The organism is Marinilabilia salmonicolor JCM 21150 (genome assembly GCF_000259075.1).
GTDB classification, from domain to species: Bacteria; Bacteroidota; Bacteroidia; order Bacteroidales; family Marinilabiliaceae; genus Marinilabilia; species Marinilabilia salmonicolor.
On sequence record NZ_AJKI01000015.1, the window covers coordinates 82,846 to 104,831 of the forward strand.

Annotated in this window: 17 protein-coding genes; 5 read left to right on the forward strand and 12 right to left on the reverse strand. The window is 41.8% G+C overall.

The genetic code is table 11. From position 1 onward, the window contains the following. Positions 1 to 9: 9 nt before the first annotated feature. Positions 10 to 1,068, forward strand: a complete 1,059-nt coding sequence (gene corA / locus W7W_RS0110140) for a magnesium/cobalt transporter CorA (RefSeq protein ID WP_010663659.1) — start codon at positions 10 to 12, stop codon at positions 1,066 to 1,068. Here the strand turns inward: corA and W7W_RS0110145 are convergent. From W7W_RS0110145 to nikR, 6 genes are all read right to left on the reverse strand, one after another. Then, entirely contained in the window at positions 1,063 to 2,532 is a 1,470-nt protein-coding gene (locus W7W_RS0110145; protein WP_010663660.1) for a sensor histidine kinase, read from the reverse strand. The genes corA and W7W_RS0110145 overlap by 6 nt on opposite strands. A gap of 80 nt (positions 2,533 to 2,612) precedes the next feature. Continuing rightward, entirely contained in the window at positions 2,613 to 3,704 is a 1,092-nt protein-coding gene (locus W7W_RS0110150) for a TrmO family methyltransferase domain-containing protein (protein WP_234408771.1), read from the reverse strand. Positions 3,705 to 4,118: 414 nt separating this feature from the next. After that, positions 4,119 to 4,877, reverse strand: a complete 759-nt coding sequence (locus tag W7W_RS0110160; protein WP_010663662.1) for an ABC transporter ATP-binding protein — start codon at positions 4,875 to 4,877, stop codon at positions 4,119 to 4,121. 4 nt (positions 4,878 to 4,881) lie between these two features. Beyond that, a complete protein-coding gene (locus W7W_RS0110165; protein WP_010663663.1) occupies positions 4,882 to 5,955 on the reverse strand; it encodes a FecCD family ABC transporter permease in 1,074 nt (357 codons plus the stop codon). Then, positions 5,933 to 7,018, reverse strand: coding sequence for an ABC transporter substrate-binding protein (locus tag W7W_RS0110170; protein ID WP_025007033.1), 1,086 nt, complete (start codon positions 7,016 to 7,018; stop codon positions 5,933 to 5,935). Before W7W_RS0110170 ends, W7W_RS0110165 begins: the two co-directional genes overlap by 23 nt. 36 nt (positions 7,019 to 7,054) lie before the next feature. Then, positions 7,055 to 7,456: a nickel-responsive transcriptional regulator NikR gene (gene nikR, locus W7W_RS0110175; protein ID WP_010663665.1), complete on the reverse strand. Its 402-nt coding sequence runs from the start codon at positions 7,454 to 7,456 to the stop codon at positions 7,055 to 7,057. A gap of 300 nt (positions 7,457 to 7,756) precedes the next feature. Between nikR and W7W_RS0110180 the strand changes: the two genes are divergently transcribed. The 4 genes from W7W_RS0110180 to W7W_RS0110195 all read left to right on the forward strand — a co-directional run bounded on the left by W7W_RS0110180 (position 7,757) and on the right by W7W_RS0110195 (position 13,374). Beyond that, positions 7,757 to 8,815: a hypothetical protein gene (locus tag W7W_RS0110180; RefSeq protein WP_025007032.1), complete on the forward strand. Its 1,059-nt coding sequence runs from the start codon at positions 7,757 to 7,759 to the stop codon at positions 8,813 to 8,815. 7 nt (positions 8,816 to 8,822) lie between these two features. Then, a complete protein-coding gene (locus tag W7W_RS0110185) occupies positions 8,823 to 10,607 on the forward strand; it encodes an aminopeptidase P family protein (protein WP_010663667.1) in 1,785 nt (594 codons plus the stop codon). Positions 10,608 to 10,711: 104 nt separating this feature from the next. Next, positions 10,712 to 12,139, forward strand: coding sequence for a thioredoxin-like domain-containing protein (locus W7W_RS0110190; RefSeq protein ID WP_010663668.1), 1,428 nt, complete (start codon positions 10,712 to 10,714; stop codon positions 12,137 to 12,139). A gap of 221 nt (positions 12,140 to 12,360) precedes the next feature. Continuing rightward, complete coding sequence (locus W7W_RS0110195; RefSeq protein WP_010663669.1) at positions 12,361 to 13,374, forward strand: DUF4465 domain-containing protein; 1,014 nt, start codon at positions 12,361 to 12,363, stop codon at positions 13,372 to 13,374. Positions 13,375 to 13,380: 6 nt separating this feature from the next. Here W7W_RS0110195 and W7W_RS0110200 read toward each other — a convergent pair whose 3' ends face one another. From W7W_RS0110200 to pta, 6 genes are all read right to left on the reverse strand, one after another. Beyond that, positions 13,381 to 15,558: a trypsin-like peptidase domain-containing protein gene (locus tag W7W_RS0110200; protein ID WP_010663670.1), complete on the reverse strand. Its 2,178-nt coding sequence runs from the start codon at positions 15,556 to 15,558 to the stop codon at positions 13,381 to 13,383. A gap of 560 nt (positions 15,559 to 16,118) precedes the next feature. Beyond that, the gene (gene buk, locus W7W_RS0110210; RefSeq protein WP_010663671.1) at positions 16,119 to 17,195 is read right to left on the reverse strand and encodes a butyrate kinase; all 1,077 of its coding nucleotides are present in this window, start codon (positions 17,193 to 17,195) and stop codon (positions 16,119 to 16,121) included. A gap of 195 nt (positions 17,196 to 17,390) precedes the next feature. After that, on the reverse strand, positions 17,391 to 18,290 hold the full coding sequence (locus tag W7W_RS0110215; RefSeq protein ID WP_010663672.1) for a bifunctional enoyl-CoA hydratase/phosphate acetyltransferase: 900 nt from the start codon (positions 18,288 to 18,290) through the stop codon (positions 17,391 to 17,393). Between the two features lie 69 nt (positions 18,291 to 18,359). Beyond that, a complete protein-coding gene (locus tag W7W_RS0110220; RefSeq protein ID WP_010663673.1) occupies positions 18,360 to 19,577 on the reverse strand; it encodes an acetate/propionate family kinase in 1,218 nt (405 codons plus the stop codon). 196 nt (positions 19,578 to 19,773) lie between these two features. Next, positions 19,774 to 20,769: a 3-hydroxyacyl-CoA dehydrogenase family protein gene (locus W7W_RS0110225; protein WP_010663674.1), complete on the reverse strand. Its 996-nt coding sequence runs from the start codon at positions 20,767 to 20,769 to the stop codon at positions 19,774 to 19,776. Between the two features lie 97 nt (positions 20,770 to 20,866). Beyond that, positions 20,867 to 21,868 carry a phosphate acetyltransferase gene (gene pta, locus W7W_RS0110230; protein ID WP_010663675.1) on the reverse strand — a complete coding sequence of 334 codons (1,002 nt, stop codon included), beginning with the start codon at positions 21,866 to 21,868 and terminating at the stop codon, positions 20,867 to 20,869. Positions 21,869 to 21,986: the final 118 nt, after the last annotated feature.

A 21,986-nucleotide genomic window follows, 5' to 3' on the forward strand; every position in this document is an offset into this window, starting at 1 on the left:
CCAGATTTAATGTCCAGATTTCGTCTTCAGAGGAAAACAATTGAACCGGGCATCCAGTTTGTGGGACAGCAGTTCCTGGACTCTCCGGCCGTTCAGCTATTTCGGTTTTCGGAACAAACCTTTGCTGAGTTTAGTTCCGAAGCCGATTTTGATTTAATACAAACCAATATTGGTGACACCGATAACGAAGTTCACTGGATTAACCTGCATGGCATACACGACATGCCTCTGGTCCATAAAATTGCTGAACAGTTTGGCATTGACCGCCTGATCATTCAGGATATTGTGGACACCAATCAACGCCCCAAGGTTGAGGTTTACCCAGAATACCTTTTTGTTTCTGTTAAATCCTTACTTCCATCCAATCAACACAATATTGACTCAGAGCAAATAAGTTTCATCCTCATGGGAAATGTCATTCTCTCATTTCAGGAAAAACAGGGAGATCATTTTGAACACATCAGAACCCGGATTAGAGAAGGAAAAGGAAGAGTTCGTAAAGGCGGAGCCGACTACCTGTTATATCTTTTACTGGATGCAATTACAGGTAATTGCTACACTACCCTGAACAATATCGAAATGCATCTCGACACTCTGCCGGGAAAAATCATGCAGGAAGCCAGTCCCGAGTACATCGTTTCACTGGAGGCTATTAAAAGAAACCTCTTTGCTCTCAGAAAAGCTGTAGTGCCTATTAAAGAAGCCATCCTTTTTACAGAAAAAGGGCAGACCAATCAAATTACACTCCATACACTCCCTTATTTTTCTGATTTAAAGGACCAGCTGATGCAGCTTATTGATGAGGCAGATATTAACATGACCCGCGCCGAAGGTTCTACCAACTTGTTCTTCTCATATCAGGGACACCGGATGAATGAGGTAATGAAGGTGCTAACCATTGTGGCCACCATCTTTATTCCCATCACCTTTATTGCCGGCATTTACGGAATGAATTTCGAACACATACCCGAATTAAGTTGGAAATTCGGATATCCGGCATTCTGGGGTGTTATTGTCCTTTCAGTCATTGGTATGTTCATCTATTTCCGACGTAAAAAGTGGTTATAAACCGGACAAAACATCAAATGTAACCGTAAAACGGGAACCCTTCCCTGGTTCACTGAATACTGAAATCTTTCCCTTATTCAGGTCAACCATCTGTTTCGACAACATTAATCCCAAACCGGTACCTGCTTCTTCACTGGTTCCTGAGGTGGATAAATTGGCAGAAAGCGAGAAAATTTCCTTTTGTTTAACCTCCTGAATACCTATTCCGGTATCTTCCACATGCAGTAAAGCCTTCGAACCATCAAGTGCTGACCAACAACGAACCTGTCCGCCGTTTCTGGTAAATTTGATGCCGTTATGAACCAAATTTCGTACAATAAACTCCAGCATATCCTTATCGGCTCTGATATATAAATCATCAGAAACATCACAGTTCAACCTGATGCTTTTTTTATCAGCAACCAGACTTAACTGATTGTAACATCTCTCCACCAGGTGCTTCAGATTCAGTGGTACCGGAACAGGTTTAAGTTGCCCAAGCTGAGAGCGTGACCAGGTAAGCAAATCATCAAGAAGTTTATAAGTTTGTTCAGACATATTGCTGATTTGTCTGGCCATATTTTTAATTTCGGGTATCGATTGTTCTTCAATACCATCGTTTAGCAAAGAGGCAAAACCGATAATCGCCTGAAAGGGGCTCCTCAAATCATGCGCAATAATACTGAATATCTTATCTTTCGTGTCGTTCAAATCTCGCAGATGTGCTTCGCTCTCTTTCAGTCGGTTTTCCATTTTTACTTTGGCACTCACATCCGTAACCAGCAAACAATATTGCATTCCACCAAGACCGAACAACTTAAATTCCAGAATCTTCCCATTGTATAAATCTTCCCATTCAAAAACATCCTCCCCATGTTGTTTTGTGTGAGAATCTCTTAGAAGAGAAGGAATATCAACGTTTTTCAGAATTCCGGAAAGATATTGTCCAATAAAAGAAATGCGGTTAAATATACTAGATGACTTCAAATTGGCCTGATCAATCAGGAAATCGACCACCTCTCCGTCCTGTTTCAGTGCCTGTAGCATAAAAATGCCAACAGGCGAATTTTCAAACAATTTTTCAAACAAATGCTCTTTAGCCTCTAGTTGAGCCTTAAGCTTCTTTCTCTCTGAGGTATTATATTTTACAGCAATATAACCGGTTATTTTGGTATTATCATCAGAAAAAATAGGAGAAATGGAAGCTCTTTCTGCTATAATCTCCCCGGATTTACTTCTGTTCACCAAATCTCCGCTCCAGTTATTCCCGTTGGCAATGCTCTGCCACAACTCATCATAAAACTTTTTGGAATGGAACCCACTTTTCAAAACTGAAGGCTTTTTTCCGAGCACTTCTTCTCTGGTATATCCATACACCTTCTCGAATGTCTTATTGGCAAACACTATGGTTCCATCCGGTTCAGTAATCAGAATAATTCCTTCCGAATTGTCAAGGGCTTTTACAAGTTGTTGTTCTTTTATCATTAAGTTTAAATTTAGGCGTGATTAGTTACTATACGGCAAAACAAACGTAAGGATTAGAACAAACACCTTGTTTTTGACGATTAAACACAATGAATGCCATAACCGTCCAGAAAAGGATGATGGATGTCGTTGCAGGCATGACAAATTCGTCTCCCTTTAAGACATATACCCCGCGAACTCATAAAAACTTCTCCACACTCATCACAAATGGAGCTTTCTTCAATCGGTGCATAATCAGGAATTTTCAATTTCACCTCCTGAAGGTCAAACATTTCATCAAAAGGAATTTCCAGCATTCCAAAAGAAACATCTTTTGAAACCTCTTTAAAACTCTGCTTTAAAGACCCTTCATGATTTTTCTCCACCACAACTTTTTCAAACAACGGGTTAAAGTCCGGGAATAAACTTCCAATAACCTGTCTGATATCATTTTTTGCCCTTGCCCGATATCCACGACCATCACGGCTGACAATGCTTACTGCATTTTTTCCATAATCCTGAAAAATTAAGGCATTATTCCCAAAAGTGCAACCACTGATATATTGCACACCATCAGAGAAGCAGTTATTTGTCTCTACAAAAGCCAGAAGTTCCTCCATCCCATCAGATGCCTGACGTAACAGATCCATCGCATTCATGGTGGCCAACACCCCCATGGCTAAACCGGGACAATAATGACCATGAAGCTGGCCTGCCTGTTGTAACAATGCCCTGCTCTCTCCTCGTGAAATATGCTTTTCAATATTTATCCGTGGACGCGAAAGCATGAGGTCATCCCTGCTTTGAAGGTTTCTATAAAATGAAAAATCACTTGGTTTAAGATCATAAACCGGAGAATCATTCAATGCATCCAGGCCGGACACAAATAGTTTGTTCCCCTTCCGCTCAATCAATCGAACAGTAGTCACGCCAATTCCGTTAGGCCGGTTTGGGCTCCGGGAAGCAAAAACACCGCGGGTTTCTCCGTTAAAAACCGGTGTTATTAACTGATAACCATCGGACTGATGGAATTCAAAAAGAACATCAATATATTTCTGTTCCTCAATTTTATACAGACCATCAAGAAAATGATCATTAATTAATATTTCAGAAACAATACTTTCTGCATTTTTAATAAACCGCTTCTCTGTCAGTTCGTTTTTTACACGGCCGATTGGTTCAAAAGTCATCATATATCAAAAATTTAAAAACAGATCATTACTTTTCTTTAGCCTAGCCTGAATAATTCATAAATAATCCAGGTTAGGGCTAAATGGAAATAGTTTATCTAACATACCTTATACATAAAACAGGTAAGGTGTAAACAGGCTGAAAGTCTGATAACAATAGTCCAGGGGTTAGTGGTATCCCTCACTCCCCCTCTCTTATTGGCCCCGTTGCAACCAATAAAAGAAGGGGAGTGTATTTATTGTAATTCTCCTGGGTCGTTTGCCCCAGGCTATTGCTTAAAGACCTCCAGCCTTAAAAAACACAGCAACATTATCTATTCCTTTAATAGGAAAAAGCCTTGCTTTTTGGAGAACTAAACTATTCATAAATTATCTATTTAAAGCAATCGTTGCCATACGCGTTTCATTGCAAACCTGTTAGTCCAGCAACGGAAGGATATAACTTTGTCCTTCAACATCTACTTTCTGCACCTCCACATCGTAAAGAGCCTGGAGATTCTGTTCCGAAATAACCCGTTCATCTCCCATTGCAATAATACGTCCCTCCTTCAGTAGCAAGAATTGATCTGCATAGCGCAATGCAAGATTCAAATCATGAATAGCTACGATAACAGTAATGCCTTTTGTTGAAACCTTCTTCAGCATCTTCATTACATCAATCTGGTGACTTAAGTCCAGACTTGAGGTAGGTTCATCCAGTATAAGCACATCAGGCTCCTGCACCAGGGCCCGGGCTATGTGCACCCGTTGCAATTCGCCGCCGCTAAGTTCTCCGGTAAGTCTTAGTGCCAAATGGTCCAGTGAAAAATCATGGATAATACTTTCTGTTTTTTGAAAGTCAGATTTTCCCGGAGCCCATTTAATATGAGGTTTTCGGCCCAACAAAATTGTATCAAAAACAGTGGCGTTGTCCGAACTGCCTCCCGATTGTGGAACATAACCTATGTGTTGGGCCAAAAACCGCCTGGGAAAATCCTTCACAGAACGGCCGTTTAATTGAATACTTCCACTGTCAGGAATCAGCAATCTATTCAGAAGCCGGATCAATGTACTCTTTCCACTTCCGTTGGGACCAATAACCGCATAAAACTCACCACCATCAAAGGTACAATCAAGCCCGTGGAGTATCTTTTTATCCGAATAACCAAACGATACGTTTTCTACTTCTATAACCATAATCTTATCTGCCTTTTCGGACTTTCCGGATGATTAAAAACAAAAAGAAAGGAGCTCCCACAAAGGAAGTTACTATACCAACAGGAATTACCACAGGAGCAACTACGGTTCTGGAAATTATATCGGCAAGCAACAGAAATATCGCACCCATAATTACAGAACTTATCAACACAACACGATCGTTATATCCCACCAGCCAACGAGTGACATGAGGGACAACAAGGCCCACAAATGCAATAATGCCGAAAAACGCAGTTGCTACAGCAGCACACAAAGAAGCTACTACAACTGCCCATAGACGTAAACGATCAACATTTACACCTAAACTGGAAGCAACTTCATCGCCTGCATTCAAAGCATTAAAACTAAATGCATTAAAAACAAAGAATAATATTGCCGGAATCAGAACAATAAACTGAATGGTGACTTTATCCCAGGTAGCTTTAGCCATATCTCCAAACATCCAACTGATTACCGATGCCAACTCCACATCGGTAGAAATGTATTGAAGCAAAGAGGTGCCCGATTGAAAAAGAGAGGTGAGAATAATTCCGGCCATTACGAGTATCTCAGGTGTTGCTCCGCGCCATCGCGCAAAGCCTGTAATCAATAAGGCACAAATAAGACCAAAAAGAAAAGCTGAGAGCGTGACAATCCATGGAAATTGAGCCAGACTTCCGAATTGAAGTGACACGCCGCCTGCAGCACCCAGGACAACTATTGCAAAAGCAGCACCAAATGCTGATGCAGCGCTCAATCCTAAAGTAAACGGAGATCCAAGCGGATTTCGTATCACCGTTTGAATGACTGCTCCGGAAACCGACAAAGCAGCACCTGTGGCAATCGCTGCCAAAATTCTGGGCAGACGGATCTGAAAAACCACCTGGCGGGAGATCTCATTGCCCCCACCGATCAGGACTTCAGCAACGTCAGAAAAACTCAGCAAAGAGCTTCCCATGGAAATACCCAGAAAAAACAAAACAAACAAGAGTAATACCGACAACAGGATAAAATAAAGCCTCCGTTTTTGTTGGTTTCTTATCAGCGCCCCTGTTTCAGAACTGTTGCCATCCTTCATACATCTCTTTCATTTGATCATAAACATCTCTGCCCAACATAAACCTATATATTTCCCGGGCTTTATCTTCAAAACTGACACTTTTAAAGGCATCGGGAAAAACCACATTGCCTGCAAACCAACTGTTAATCAAAACTGTCTCAAAATTTGTTGCATAAAAATTGTGCGGCATCAATGTGTAAACCCGGTTCTGGTCAAAAGCCCTGATGGTTTTTCGAAGTGGACTTCCGGATACGATGGTTGGTAAAACCTGCTCATAACCTGCAGCATCCAGAAATAGATAATCCGGATTCCAGCCAATAATCTCTTCAACATCCACATATATGCCGGTAGGTTGGACCGGTTCTCTTCCTTCAATATTTTTTGCAACGTTGGATATGCTTGTCAATACAAACGGAGTAAACCAACTCTGAGTGGAAGCAATTCCCTGAGCTCCCCGGTAGGAAACTCCCCCGATATAAGCTGTTGCATTATCAGATTTTTTCCTTGCCAATTGTTTGAGCATATCAATTTCCTGCTCAATAAAACTGACCAAGGAATCTGCACGCACTTCCTTCCCGGTAATCTCAGCAATCAGAGACAAGGCTTGATAAAATGTTTGACGAGCATTCCGGAGGTTTCCGCTGTTTAACCCTATAACAGGAATCCCTGTCTTGGCCTGCAGTTCGTCAGCATCACTTACTGATGAAAAGGCCATAAAAATAACATCAGGCTTATTTATGGCTATGAGTTCGCTGTCTCCTCCCATATAGGGACCTATAACGGGTTTTTCTTTTAATGAAGGATGGGCAAAGGCATAGGGTCTGCCGGGCCTGAATTCGATGTCTTCAATTCCTGAAACCATATCAACCAGATCCATATATACCAGCAACCGTAACGCCCCTGGACCTACACCAACTATACGGTTTATTTTTTCAGGAACCATAACGGTGCGGCCATACATATCGGTAGTTTCAATGCTGTTATCAGATGTATTGTCGCTCTTAAAATTACATCCGAAAACAGCAAACAGCAGCAACAAAACACTCAATTTTAAAGCTCTTAACCCCCAGTTTGATTGCATATTAAAATGTTTCTTAGAAATCATATTAAAAACCAGTTATCCTGCTGATGTCATTGCCAGTTTCCCCCTGTTAATCCCCTTCATGGCTCTGATTTTGTCGGCCAGTTCGGTTAACTTTTTTGACTCTCCCCTGACAGCAATTATCTCGAATGATTCATCGGTTGATAAATAGAAATGTTGTGATGACAAAATGACATCACGATACTCAAATTGAATATCTGCCAGTTTTGCTGTCAAATCATTCTTATGCAGATTGTAAACCAGTGTTATGGAACCGGCAACAACATTATTGCACTGCCACTTTTTCTCAAACAGATAGTTCTTTATCAATCGCCTGATTCCCTGCGACCGGTTGGCCAAAGTATTATCCTTTACAAATAAATCCAGTTCATCCAGCAAATCCTGCTCAAGAGAAACTCCAAAACGAACTACCGACATAGTGTTATGTTTTTACAAATTGGTGTTACCACAAATGTAAGAATTTCTTTTTGTCGGAACAGGGACTCAGGAATTCACATCCTGAAATATTCATCAAGCATTTGATTATTAAGTAAGAGCCCTTCTTAAATCCATTCTTTAACCGGTTATCAAAAGATTGCCATTTCCCCTTTCATTGCATTTTCACTAACTTAGCACCTTAATGACTTTGAAAAACAGACAGAAAAAAAGAGCTTTATAATTCATTAAAAACGCACAATCATCAAAACATTTCGTACCTATTATCGTAAATATATAACAATGCAAAATCTATCACTCATAACCATGGGCCTGGCGATTATGCTGGGAAGCACAGCACTGAAAGCTCAGGAGCAGGATAATCTGCATTCATATACCAGGGATGAAGAAAACATCCATATGGCTGACGATTTTAAAGGAGTTGAAATACACAATCAGCATGGAGAAATAGAGATTAAAGCATGGTTAAAAGATACCATCCTCATAAAAATCGAAACCATTGTGATGGCCGAATATCGGGATATGGCCGACGAGGTCTTCGACCGTTTGAATATCAATAAAACCACATTGGCAGGAATGGCATTTATGCGAACTGCGTTCGATGAAGAATTTCACTCATCTCATCCTTTCCGGATTAATTACGAGGTTTTTATGCCTGCCAATAAAAAGATCAAGATAATCAACCGCTTCGGAAACGTTACCATCACGGATATTACCGGTAAGATGGATATTAAACTGGAGTATGGAAACATAATACAAAGCGGCTTACAAAAGGCAGATACAATTATTACCGACCTCTCGTTTGGCGAAGCTCAATTGAGCAAAATCAATTATTCAAAAGCAGAACTTCACAATTCGGGTGTGAAAATTGACAATGTTAATTCGGCAGTAATTTCCGGGAAATATTGTCAAGTCGATATCGAAGAAGCAGGAAGCCTGGACTTTTCAAATCACACAGCCCGCATTAACATAGGCAAAGTGAAGGAACTAAACCTCAATGGTCAGTTCTGCTTTGTCTCCGTTGATGAATTGATGAAACGGGGTAAAATTGAAATATCTGATGGTCTTTTAATTACATCTTTATCGGAACAAACTACAGAATTTTCCGTTTTTAATGAAAATGCTCCGGCAAACATCAATATTTCACCAAAACTATCCTATACCCTGCATGGGGAAGTTTCTGACGGAAATTTCAGACATGACAATCAGCGCCTGTTTAAAACCATCAGAGAACCGAATAAAATCTCCTTTTCGGGAGAATACGTTGCTGAAAATAAAAAATTGGCGACCCTCATTCTCTTCAACAGGAATGCAGGTATCAATATAAAAACAAAGAAATAGATACAATATGTCAGACTATTCAGATCGAATTCAGAACCTGCGTACCAAGATGGCCGCAAACGGAATTGATGTATGCATTATACCGGGAAGTGACGCTCATATCAGTGAATATCTTGCCGACCACTGGAAGGTAAGAGACTACCTGTGCGGGTTTACCGGCTCAGCAGGCACCCTTGTTGTAGGAGCCGATTGTGCTTGCCTATGGACAGATTCCAGGTACTATCTGCAAGCTGACGTGGAACTGGCCGGTACAGGGGTAAAACTTGTCAAGGAAGGCCTCCCGGATGTACCCGACTACATTGAGTGGATCTCTGCCAACCTTTCGCCCGGCAGCAAGGTTGCTATCAATGCCACCTGTTTCCCGGTGGAGAAAGTAAGAGCCATGGGAAAAGCCCTGCAAAAGAAACAGATACTTCTGGAAACAAAACATACACTTGCCGAAGACGTCTGGGAAACACGACCTGCCATTCCTGACACCCCCGTAAAGGAGCATGCGGACAAATACAGTGGTCTCATGCGAAAAGAAAAAATTGAACAGGTACGTCAGCAACTGAAAGAAAAGGGAGGAACCCACTATGTTACAGGAGCGCTGGATGAGATTGCATGGCTAATGAATATGAGAGGTGACGATATCTCATACAACCCTGTGTTTCATGCTTTTTTAATGATTTCACAGGATTATGTTTCCCTTTTTATCAACCCCAACAAACTGACCTCGGCCATTGGGAAAAAATTATCCAACGAAAACATACGGATTAACCTTTATCAGCATATCTACAGTCACCTGAGCGACCTGCCTGAACACGCGGTGGTTTGCATTGACCCCAACCGAAATAACTGGGCTCTTTTCGAAGCCATTCCCAAATCCATTCCCCGGATTGAAGGGACAGGTATCATTACACAACTCAAAGCCATTAAAACAGAGACTGAGATACAAAACATCCGTCAAACGATGGTGCAGGATGGTGTAGCAATGGTAAAATTCCTTAAATGGCTGGAAGAGGAAGTTCCCGGGGGCAACATCACTGAACTATCAGCATCTAAGCAACTCACCCGGTTTCGGGCTGAAAATCCGGAGTTTCAGGGGGAGTCATTCAGCACTATTTCAGGTTATGGAGCTCATGGTGCCATCGTACATTATCATGTTTCTCCGGAATTTGATACCAAACTGGAATCAAAAGGTGTTTATTTGGTGGATTCAGGTGGTCAATATCCTACCGGAACCACAGATATTACGCGTACCATAGCATTGGGGCCGGTTCAGGAACAGGTAAAAACAGATTACACGCTGGTCCTTAAAGGACACATTGCACTTGCCAAAGCAGTCTTTCCCAAAGGCACCCGGGGAGTCCATCTGGACGCTTTGGCACGTCGACCATTATGGGAAGCCAGATTGAATTACGGACACGGCACAGGGCATGGAATCGGGTTTTTCCTCAATGTTCATGAAGGACCTCAGAGCATTCGGTCGCAGGACAATGGAATTGAAATCGAACCCGGAATGATATCCTCCAACGAACCGGGGGTTTACAGAGCCATGGAGTATGGTATCAGAATAGAAAATTTGATTCTTACCAAAGAAGCCGGAGAATCAGATTTCGGCACATTTTTTGATTTTGAAACGCTTACCCTCTGCCCCATTGATTTATCGTTGGTTTCAGCAGAAATGCTCAGCCCCGGTGAAAAAGAGTGGGTAAACAATTACCACCAAAGAGTGTTTGAAAAACTATCTCCTCTTTTGAATAAGGAAGAGCAAACCTGGTTAAAGAAAAAAACTACTCCGGTAAATTAACTGAGTAGCGATTAAATATTATTTCTGCGGCATGGGTGATTCATCCATGCCGTGTTGTTATGAATTTGAATTCAGAATTGCCACAAAACTAAAAATCAACCATTATGAAGAACCTCACCGTTCTTATCCTCCTTTTTATTTCAGTCACCGGGATGGCACAACAATCCGGCAACAATGGTCACAGAATTAAAGTTAACATTCCGGCTTTTAATGATACGACGCTTATACTTGGATACTATTACAACCAGAGTATTCACGTGCAGGACACCAGTTATTTTGACAATAAAGGAACAGCCGTTTTTGAAGGGGAAGAGTCTTTGCCACAGGGTCTATATGTTGTTTATCTGCCCAATCAGAAGTATTTTGATCTTATGATTGATGCAGATCAACATTTTAGTCTGACTGCCGACACCGCTGAAATGGTTCAATCACTTGACATTAACGGGGCCGAAGTCAGCAAAAAATTCAATGATTATCAACGGTTTATTCTTGCCCGTCAGGAAGAAGCAAACACGTTGCAACACCAACTTCAAAATGCAGCACAGGGTTCTGATGAGGCGACTCAAATAAGGAATCAACTTACTGCTGTGAATGAAAAAGTTCAAAATAAATGGGAGCAACTTCAAAATGAGAGTCAGGGTTCCATGCTGGGTGTTTTCATAAAAGGAATGCAGGAAATTGAAGTTCCGCAATTTGACATAGATGAAACTGTGCAAAACAAAGACTCTGTTCAGCGCATCAAACGGTTTTACTATTACAAAAATCATTATTTCGACAACATGCCGTTGGATGACGAAAGATTGCTCAGAACTCCCTTTTTTGCTAAAAAGGTGGAACAATACTTCTCTTCAGTAATTCCGCAGGTACCCGACACCCTGCTTAAGGAGAGTATTAAAGTAATTGAACAGGCACGGCCGGCTTCCAAAATGTTCAATTTTCTGGTATCTTACCTTTTTAACTATGCCAACGAAAGTGAATATATGGGCATGGACAAAATGATGGTCGGACTAGCAGAAAAATATTACCTCTCGGGCGACGCAACCTGGGCTGATGAGGAATTCCTCTCCAAACTTGAAACGAGAGTCAGGGAACTTAAACCTACCCTTATCGGCAATAAGTCTCATGACCTGAAAATGCAGGCATACACCGGTGAATACCATCGACTTCACGAAATTGTTGCACCGGCAACCATTCTTGTATTTTGGGAAACTGATTGCGGCCATTGCAAAAAGGCAATTCCTCAACTACATAACCTTTTCCAGGAGCAACTCCGTGAAAAAGGAGTTAAGGTATTTGCCGTTTACACTCAGGGAGACCAGCCTGAATGGACAGAATTTATTGAAGAACACGAGTTATACGATTTTATCAATGTTTGGGATCCATACAGACAATCAGGATTCCGCGAAAACTATGATATTCGCAGTACTCCAACCGTTTATGTTTTAGGCGAGGATAAGAAAATCATTGGAAAACGAATTTCCATTGAAGACCTGCCCGGATTTATTGACCGATATATGAATAGCAAAAAGTAGAGAGGCACAATCGTACGTCTCTACTCTAATTAGTGCCCGTCTATAAAGTCGGGAAAGTTTGTAAAAAGTTATGTGTCTGGTCAGAAAGTGCCAGTTGCAAGGCTTGCGAAGCCGCCAAAAACGGAGTTTACTTGAGTAAATGAGTATTTTGGCGGCAAGCGTAACGCAGCAAGTGGTACTTTGTGGACAGACTCTAATTACAATAACAGAAAAAACAACAAATGTATAAGCTGATAAACTCTTCCATAATCATTGTCGCCTTTTTTGCATCTTCAATGGTTTTTTTTGCCTGCGAGGAGGCCCCCAAGGCAATTCCATCTCCGGAGATATATCTGGCCAATCAGGACGCGGAAATTGAAAAAAGCGTTGGAGATTCCATAATTCTGGAACCTAAGATCACTTATGACATTGATGCCAGTTATCAATGGAAGAAAAACAATCAGTTGATACAAAACAATACCCGTATCTTAAAAGATATTGCTACCCAACTGGGCCGGCTGGAATATTTTTTCAGCGTAGAGACCCCTTATGGTGCAGACTCAGTATCAATTCCCGTTGATGTAATTGTTTTGGCATCCTTTACAGAATTGTTTCCTGAAAACTTTAATAATGACAGTTCCTGGACAGGAACCATTGGTGAACCGAACTTCATCTACAAGGATTTGTTGTTCTCATCGCAGCTAAACACAGATAGTACATGGCACGGATTTGGACTGAGTAACATTCACAGCACCAAACAAACAGAAGAAGAGATTCCTGAAAACAGTGTTTACAACAACAATTCATCAGAAAATGTATTTGCTGTGGCAAAGCATCTCAATGGTGCGGATCAGGAAGTGCCTGTCATAAAATTCAACGATAACAGCAACCATGATCTGAAATCCATTGAAATAAACAATACCACTAAGGGGGTTTTTCTGCTAAAATATGGCAACAATGACTTCCCAAGAATGGGATTTCCGGTAAGTACCGACCCGGACTGGTTTAAAGTGACCATTACAGGAATCAGTGCTTCAGGGGAAGTTACTGGCAGTAAGGATTTTTATCTGGCCGATTACAGATCTGATAATCCGAAGCGTGACTACATTGTTGAGCAATGGACCACCGTAGATCTTTCGGAAATTGGCGAAGTAAATCAATTGCATTTTTCACTTTCGTCCAACAAAACAAATGATTCGGGAGAAATGATAACGCCTCAGGAATTCTGCATTGATAATCTCAAAATATTGAACTAACAAATTTTACTTCACCATAAGCTTCCTGATCAAACTCCTACCATTCATCTGAAATTGAACGAGATAAACCCCTTCAGGGAGTTTGTTACCAAGTCCGGGGACCTCACATTGGTTGTTGTATAAAAGCACATTGCGTTCATAGACAGGCTGTCCTTTCAGATTATAAATGGTAATCACCCCGGCCCCATCCTCCGGATAGAAAATAAAAAGATTCTGTTTCACCGGATTGGGCACAAGACTGAGATTTTCGGGAGGTGGTTCAACAAAGGTAGTATCGGTATATATAATATTACCTGCCAACACATCAATCCAGGCTGCGGAGGACACATCCCCAGAGACCAAATTGTAAAGATTCCAGCCTGTGGTTGATTTTAGCATCATCGTATTCTTCCCATTAACTGATTCGCCCTGATAAACAGCCCATTTATCTACGGTAGGTGTATAATCCAGATCGTATCCTGCAAAGAAAGGACCTGAAACCTCCACCGGTTCATCAAAAAGCACCAAAAATTCCTTATTGATATTGCTATCGATAGAAACGATCTTCTCAGCCACAACAAAAGCAGGCTTGTCAATTCCGGACCAAATTTTAACTGTCAATTTGCCATCACCAAGCTGTTCATTCATCCCGGGCATCAGAAATACTCCGTATATCTCGGCCGATGCAACTTCTCCGAATTGTTCTGCCACAGCCTGAATCGTCTCACTATTATGACCCGTCCATGGGCCAGTGCCATCATTAACTGATTTTAGCTGGGGATTCATGGCGGTTTCAAAGTGGCTCAACCGTAAAACAGCACCTCCCATGGGATCAAAAGCCTCCAGTTGTGTTCGACCGTCTCCCAAAGGATTCAGCCATTTATCCACACGGGCGGTGTCTTCTGTATAGTGATTCCATATTCGGTTTAATCGCGCGAAATAATCATTTACCGGATTTCCGCAAACCGCTTGTCCACCCGACAAAAGTCCGATAAATTTTCCGTCTTCAAGAAATAAGCCGGCACCCGATGAACCTGCCTCCGTAGTTCCTTCATCCCATTCTGTTATCTTCCAGTGGGCATCTGAAAGGAACGAATTACCTAATACTGAAGATGCATTAAAAGTCACCGGAGTTGGAGGCTCATTGTCAACAGCAACTTTTTTTACATCTCCCATGGGATGATGAACCGTATGTGTTCCTGTCCCCGGCGATTCATTCAAATCCCACCCCGCATAAACCGGACGATAAGATGCCGGAGGTGTTTCAGTCATTTCGATTAAAGCAAAATCAAGTCTGTCGGCATAGGCGCGCAACTGAGAACCTGCCAGACTCTGCATCTGACTTCCCTGAATTTGTTCCTGACAAGCAGGAACTTCATAATTCATAATAAATACAATATCCTCCGACTCCACTGAATTACCAAGGCAGTGACCAGCTGTAAGTACATAGGGTGTTCCGTCATTGTTGCTGTTATTCATCAGTGTACCGGTGCAATACTCTGTACCACCCACAATCACCTGCCCTGTAGATCGTCCGTTTTCAGCAATTACTGCATCTTCAAAACAGGTAAAATCGGTATGGCAACTTCCACTGGAACCAAAATCACCGGCACCTTTCAGGATTTTAAAAATATTGAGAAAATCATGATTAACAGCCCCGATCTCAATGGAACTGCCCCCCTCCCTGGAAAGTCCGTAACCACGCCATTCAACCACAATTTCATCTCCCGGAACAGGAGCTGTGGCAAGTCCACCCCATTTTTTATTCGTTTCAGCTGTGAATGCCCCCAACACATATCCTCCGGAAGCATCATAAATAAAAAGTGAATCCCCTTCGGCCATTCTGAATTTATCAAATACAAGATTTAAAGAGTAGGCCCCCGGTGAACTGATTTGTAATTGCCAGATCAATCGGCCATCGTCCAAAACCGCCATTACACCTGAATTGTCGGGAGAAAGTTTTACAAAATGAGGATAAGCAAAGGTAAATGATTGTCCTTTTTGCTGTGATTCCATATCCATCCTAATCTCTTCATAAGCGGGAGGTGTCAGAAGAATTTTCTCTTCTTCCGAGTTTTTCATAACTGCTCCGGCACTTTTCAATTGTCCTTCGCTCTTAAACAAAGGTTTTCCTCCATGCCCCACCTGAGCAAATACAGAAATGTGAAATATCAGAAAAATAATAAACAGAGTATGCCTCAGCATTTGATTTGTTTTATGAATTACAATAAGATTCTCCAATAATACGAAAAAAATGCAACAGGGTTCACTGCAAGTGAATTTTCTTGCCTTTCATCCATTTTAAATTGACTATAATTTAAAATAGCGTTTTTCTCAATAGAGATTGCTTCGGACATGACCCTACCAATGACATATTAAAAAAAAACAATTAAAAATTTAAGAATGGACGGAACCGCATCGCTCTCGCATAATATTTTCAGACATATTATTGTGCCTCCCATCGGCCGCCAAAGGCTTGACGACTTTCTTATCAAAGATTGAAAATATCGAAGTTTTCTTGTTAGCACTATATAGTGCCCGTCTATAAAGTCGGGAAAGCATCTTAGTAATCATGTGTCTGATCAGAAAGTGCCAATTGCAAAGCCTGCCCCGATTTTTCATCGGGGGCTTGCATAGCCGCTAAAAGCGCAGTTTACTTACGTAAATGAGTATTTTGGCGGCAAGCGTAAGGCAGCAAGTGATACTTTATGGACAGACACTATATAGCTCTGTTTTCCACAAAAAGCACAATCAGGAAAACTATCTCAATAAATTTTGGCTTCCCGCTCACCGCGCAAAACTTCCAGCGCATTCATAGCGAGTGCTGACATTTCATCTTCTCCGGGATAGATTTTAACATTCCCTATCCAGTCGATATATTTCCTAATGAATCCCACAACTATATCATTTTGAGCCATTCCCCCCGTAATCAGAACAGCATCAACCTGCCCCTGCAGAACGCTCACACAGCCACCAATAGCTTTAGCCACCTGATAAGCCATAGCATGAATTACCAATTCGGCCTGTTTGTCGCCTTCCTGTACCCGTCGGCTTGCTTCATGCGCCTGATTGGTTCCCAGATGAGCCATAAGTCCTCCATTTCCAGTAACTTTTTTGCGCATCTCATCATGCGAATATCTGCCGCTAAAACACATATCCACCAATGCTCCCGAGGGGAGAGTTCCTGCTCTTTCGGGCGAAAAGGGCCCGTATCCGTCCAATGCATTGTTTACATCAACAATCTGCCCTTTAAGATGAGCCCCCACTGAGATCCCACCACCCAGGTGAGCCACAATGAGGTTCAAATCTTCGTATTTCTTTTCTGCCGACCGTGCATAATTTCTGGCAACAGCTTTTTGGTTCAGGGCATGAAACACAGAAGTTCTGGGCAATTCGGGCAATCCGGTAATACGAGCAACTTCATGAAGTTCATCCACCACCACCGGATCAGCAATAAAAGCCCTGGCCCCGGGAATGCTTTTGGCAATATCATCTGCAATCAAACCTCCCAGGTTACTGGCATGTTGTTGCTTTCCGCTCCTGTTCTTCAGATCACTTTTCATGGTTTCATTTACCTCATAAACACCCGAAGGTATCGGACGCAAGAGGCCTCCCCGACCCACGACAGCATTGATTTCCTCCACCTCGATTCCGGCAGTTTTCAGCTCATCCAGAACCGCTTTTTTTCGGAATTCATACTGACTCGGAATGTCATTGAACGGAGACAACTCTTCAGAAGAGTGACGTAAAGTCTTCAGAAGGACAGATTTAATGTTCTCGTAAACTGCAATTTTTGTAGATGTAGAACCCGGATTTACAACGAGTATCTTAAATTTTTCCATGCTTAGATATTGGTTACAGGTATTTGTAAATAGTGTTTGTCTATAAAGTCCAACTTCTGCGTTGTTGCTCAAAAACTAAATCCTCAAATACATTAGTATTCTGCGGTTTAGATTTTTCACACGCCTTGAATTTGAACTTTCTATTTCAAACAAGTGAAAAACGCTTAGTTTATGAACAGGAACTAAATAGTATTTTTATTTTGCCAGCGCAGCCAGCAAAATACTGTTAAACTTGCTTTCTTCTGAATCACTGCGTGAAGTAAGAACAATGGGGGCCGAGGCTCCCAAAATTACAGATGCCACCTTCGCTTTGGCAAAAAATACCAGACTCTTATACAAAACATTCCCCACTTCAATATCCGGCATCAAAAGCAAATCGGTATCTCCCGCAACTTCACTCTTAATATTCTTATGATGAGCACTCTCAAAGCTCACGGCATTATCAAATGCAAGCGGCCCATCAATCAAACAATTTTTTATCTGATCACGCTGATTCATTTTACTCAACAAAGCCGCGTCTGTAGTCGCCTGCATACTTTCATTAACCATCTCTATGGCACCCAAAACCGCCACTTTGGGCTTTTGGATACCTAAATCATTGAGATACTTTACAGAATTTTCAATAATGGCAATTTTATCCTTCAAAGAAGGTGCGATATTCATTGCAACATCAGCGACAGCAATCAGCTTATGATAAGTAGGAACTTCAAAATATGCCAGGTGTGACAACAAACTTCCTGATCTTAATCCCCATTCCTTATTCAAAACTCCTTTCAACAAAACAGGAGTAGGAACTTTCCCCTTCATCAGGATATTTGCCTCACCACTATTTACCTTACGCACGGCAATTTCCACGCACTTTTCAGGATTGGCTTCATCGATAAATTCCACTCCTTCAAAGTCATATTCCTTTTCCCTGATAATATGAAAAGTCTCTTCCCGGTCGCCAACCAGAATGGGAATAATTAATCCTGCATGATATGCCTCATGAAGTGCATTGAGAGAGAAACTATCCTGCGACACAGCAAGGACAAGCTTTTTGGGAGAAGCAGCACGAGCTACTAAATCCCTGAGATCAGAGAGATGTTTAAACATAGACCCGGATTAATTAGTGCAAAAAAAACAGAAGCCTGCATAAACCAGACTTCTGTTCTTAAAAATCATTTATTTATTGGAAAGCTCTTCCACAATTGTTTTTGTATCCTGAGCAATAACGAGCTCTTCATTGGTCGGAACTACCATTACACGTACTTTACTTTCGGAGGTACTAATGTCCATCTCCTTTCCTCTCAAACCTTTATTTTTGGACTCATTAATTTCTACCCCCATAAACTCTAAACCTTTACAAACTCCGGAACGGGTAATATCTCCATTTTCTCCAATACCACCGGTAAAAAGAAGGATATCCACACCCCCCATTGCAGCAACGTATGACCCGATGTACTTTTTGATACGGTAATCATACATTTCCATGGCAAGACGGGCATTTTCATCACCCTTTTCGGAAGCCTCCTCGACCTCTCTCATATCTGAAGAGATACCTGTAATCCCCAGTAATCCGCTATGTTTGTTAAACAACGTGGACGCTGAACGGGTACCAATAGTTTCCTTATCCATAATGTAGGTAACCGCACCAACATCCAAATCACCACAACGTGTCCCCATCATCAATCCCTCAATAGGCGTAAAACCCATTGAAGTATCAACAGACTTTCCATTCTGAATGGCAGCAATGGAGGCCCCGTTACCCAGGTGACAGGAAATGATGCGCTGGCTCTTATAATCAACATCTAAAATCTCACAGGCACGGGCACTCACATAGCGGTGACTGGTTCCGTGAAAACCATAACGTCTGATTCCGTACTTTTTATAAAGTGCTTGCGGCAATGCATACATATATGCGTGCTTGGGCATAGTCTGGTGAAAGGCAGTGTCAAAAACACCAACCTGAGGTACATCAGGCAATAAAGACGAAATCGCGCCTATACCTTTAAGGTTTGGCGGGTTATGCAACGGAGCCAGCTCAATACAATCTTCCATTTTATGAATGACCTCGTCGGTGATAAAAACACTGGAATTAAACATCTCTCCCCCGTGTACCACACGGTGTCCCACTGCATCAATTTCATTCAGGTCGCTGATACATCCGTGTCTTTCGCTGTTCAGCACACCGAGTATATAATCTATTCCGGTCTGATGGTCCAGAATTTCTCCTTCGAGTAAAACTTTTTCACCGGTATCTTTTTCGTGTTTCAGGAAAGAGCCCTTGAGGCCTACCTTCTCCACTCCTCCTTTGGCCATTACCTCCCAGGAGGAATCGTTCATATTAAACAACTGATATTTGATGGAAGAACTTTCACAGTTGAGAACCAGTATCTTCATTGGTATAACTTTTTATTTTACGTTTTCCCGGTTTAAGCGAAAACGAATATTCTGTTAATTATCTTATCAGGATTGTTGCTAAAACAAATAAATGCAATCCCTAATCAAACCATTAAGGCTTCTCCAACGGTAAGACAAACTATTCATCCGAATATAATTTACTTTTCAAGGTCGGATAGAACTCGCATGCAAGAACTTATACATTTTCTCTTGAGGCAATCGTTGCCATGCTCGTTTCATCAATCTTATTCCCGTCCACATCGTACCGGAAAAATCCATATCCGGTTTGCACACCAAGACGTTTGGCACGAACCAGTCGTTTAATAAGCGGAGATGGCTTGTATTTGGGGCCTCCAAACTCTTCATACAGATTTTCCATCCACTTCTCAACCTTGTTGAGCCCGACAATATCAGCCATCTGGAATGGTCCAAAACGCATTCCCATTCCGATAATCATTGTCTTATCGATATTTTCAGCACTGGCAACACCTTCCATCAGTGCCTCACAAGCCTCATTGAGCAAAGTAACAAACAGACGTATGCTCACCAAACCGGCAGATTCTTCCACCGGAATAACCTCTCTGTTAATCAGTTTTACAAAAGTACAAACCTTGTTGTAAACTTCTTCTGTGGTGTAAAGTCCTTTTACCACCTCGATAATGCGCGCTTCAGGTGAGGTAACAAAAAAGTGAAGACTCACACAACGATCGGGAAATTCCAGTTCGCTGGCAAGCTCTGTGATGATAATGGTCGTGGCATTGGTAGCAATAATCGCATCCCGGTCAACCACCTGCTCAATCTTATGAAACACATCCTTTCGGGCATCAATGCTTCGAAGGCCTGTTTTCTCATCAGCCCGAACAGCTTCGATAACAAAATCGCAACCTGCAAGATCCTGAAATTCCATAGAACCTTTAATTCGTCCCATTATGGCACGTTTTTCTCCGGAAGTCAATCCCCAGGTCTCAATGCGATTATCCAATTCTTTACTGATGTTGTTAAGAGAACTCTGAATTTTCTCCTCACTTAACTCAATAAAGACCACTTCGATTCCGTGCCATGCAGCAATTCGGACAATGTTTTGTCCTTCTTTACCACAACCTACAACGCCAATCTTGGAAAAAAGAGTTTTTACGCGTCTTTTAGCGCTTAATGCATACCTCTCAATAGGTTCTACAACAATTTCTGCCATTTCTTTTTTTAGTTTTACCCGGCCTGATTAACCTGAATAATGTGCAGGTTAAAAAACCAAACGAAAAAAGCCGGATTCCGGCTTTCAAAAAATTATATTATTCAGCAATAGCCTGATTGGCTGTAATTGCTGCAAGACTCACGATATCACTAACCGAACAACCGCGGGAAAGATCATTGATAGGCGCTGCCATTCCCTGCAACACCGGACCGATAGCTTCGGCATGAGCCAGGCGCTGGACCAGTTTGTAAGCAATATTCCCAGTCTCCAGCGATGGGAAAATAAATACATTGGCATGACCCGCAATCTCGCTGTCCGGAGCTTTCTTTTTGGCAATTTCCGGAATAATAGCCGCATCCACCTGCAATTCGCCGTCAATTTTTAACGTAGGATCTTTCTCTCTGGCAATTTCTGTAGCTTTCACAACCTTATCCACCATTTCATGTTTTGCACTTCCTTTGGTAGAGAAACTCAACATCGCCACACGGGGTTCAATACCCAGCAGACTTTTGGTAGTTTCCCCGGTGGAAACAGCAATTTCGGCCAGTTCTTCTGCGGTAGGAAAAGGATGTACAGCACCATCGGCAAAAACAATAACACCATCTTCACCAAACTCTTTATCTTTCAGCACCATAATAAATGCTCCGGAAACAACGCTAATTCCAGGCTTGGTCTTTACAATCTGAAAAGCAGGACGCAAAACATCCCCTGTCGCATTGTCTGCTCCGGCAACTTCACCATCCGCATCTCCGTTCTTAATCATCAAAACCGACAAGTAAAGAGGATTCTCAACCAATTCTGAAGCCTGCTCTCTGGAAAGTCCTTTTTTCTTTCTCAAATCATAAAGAAGATCGGTATATTCCTCTTTCTTTTCATGATTCTTGGGATCAACAATGGTGGCTTTGGAAATATTTTTCAAAACGTGCCTGCGGGTTTCTTCTGCAATGGCATCAGGATTCCCGATAAGAATCACATCAGCAAACCCTTCTTCAAGTATTACATCGGCAGCCTTCAGGGTTCTTTCCTCCAAACCTTCGGGCAAAACGATTCGTTTTTTATTTTTAGCGGCACGCTCTTTTAGTAGATTAACAAAATCCATAGTTATTAAGTATTTTTTATTTATGCAAAATTAGTGGATTTGCACCGATTTCTCCTGCTTTTTATCATTATTTAAGATGTTTCACAACAGACTGCAAACAACTGGATGTGAAACAACC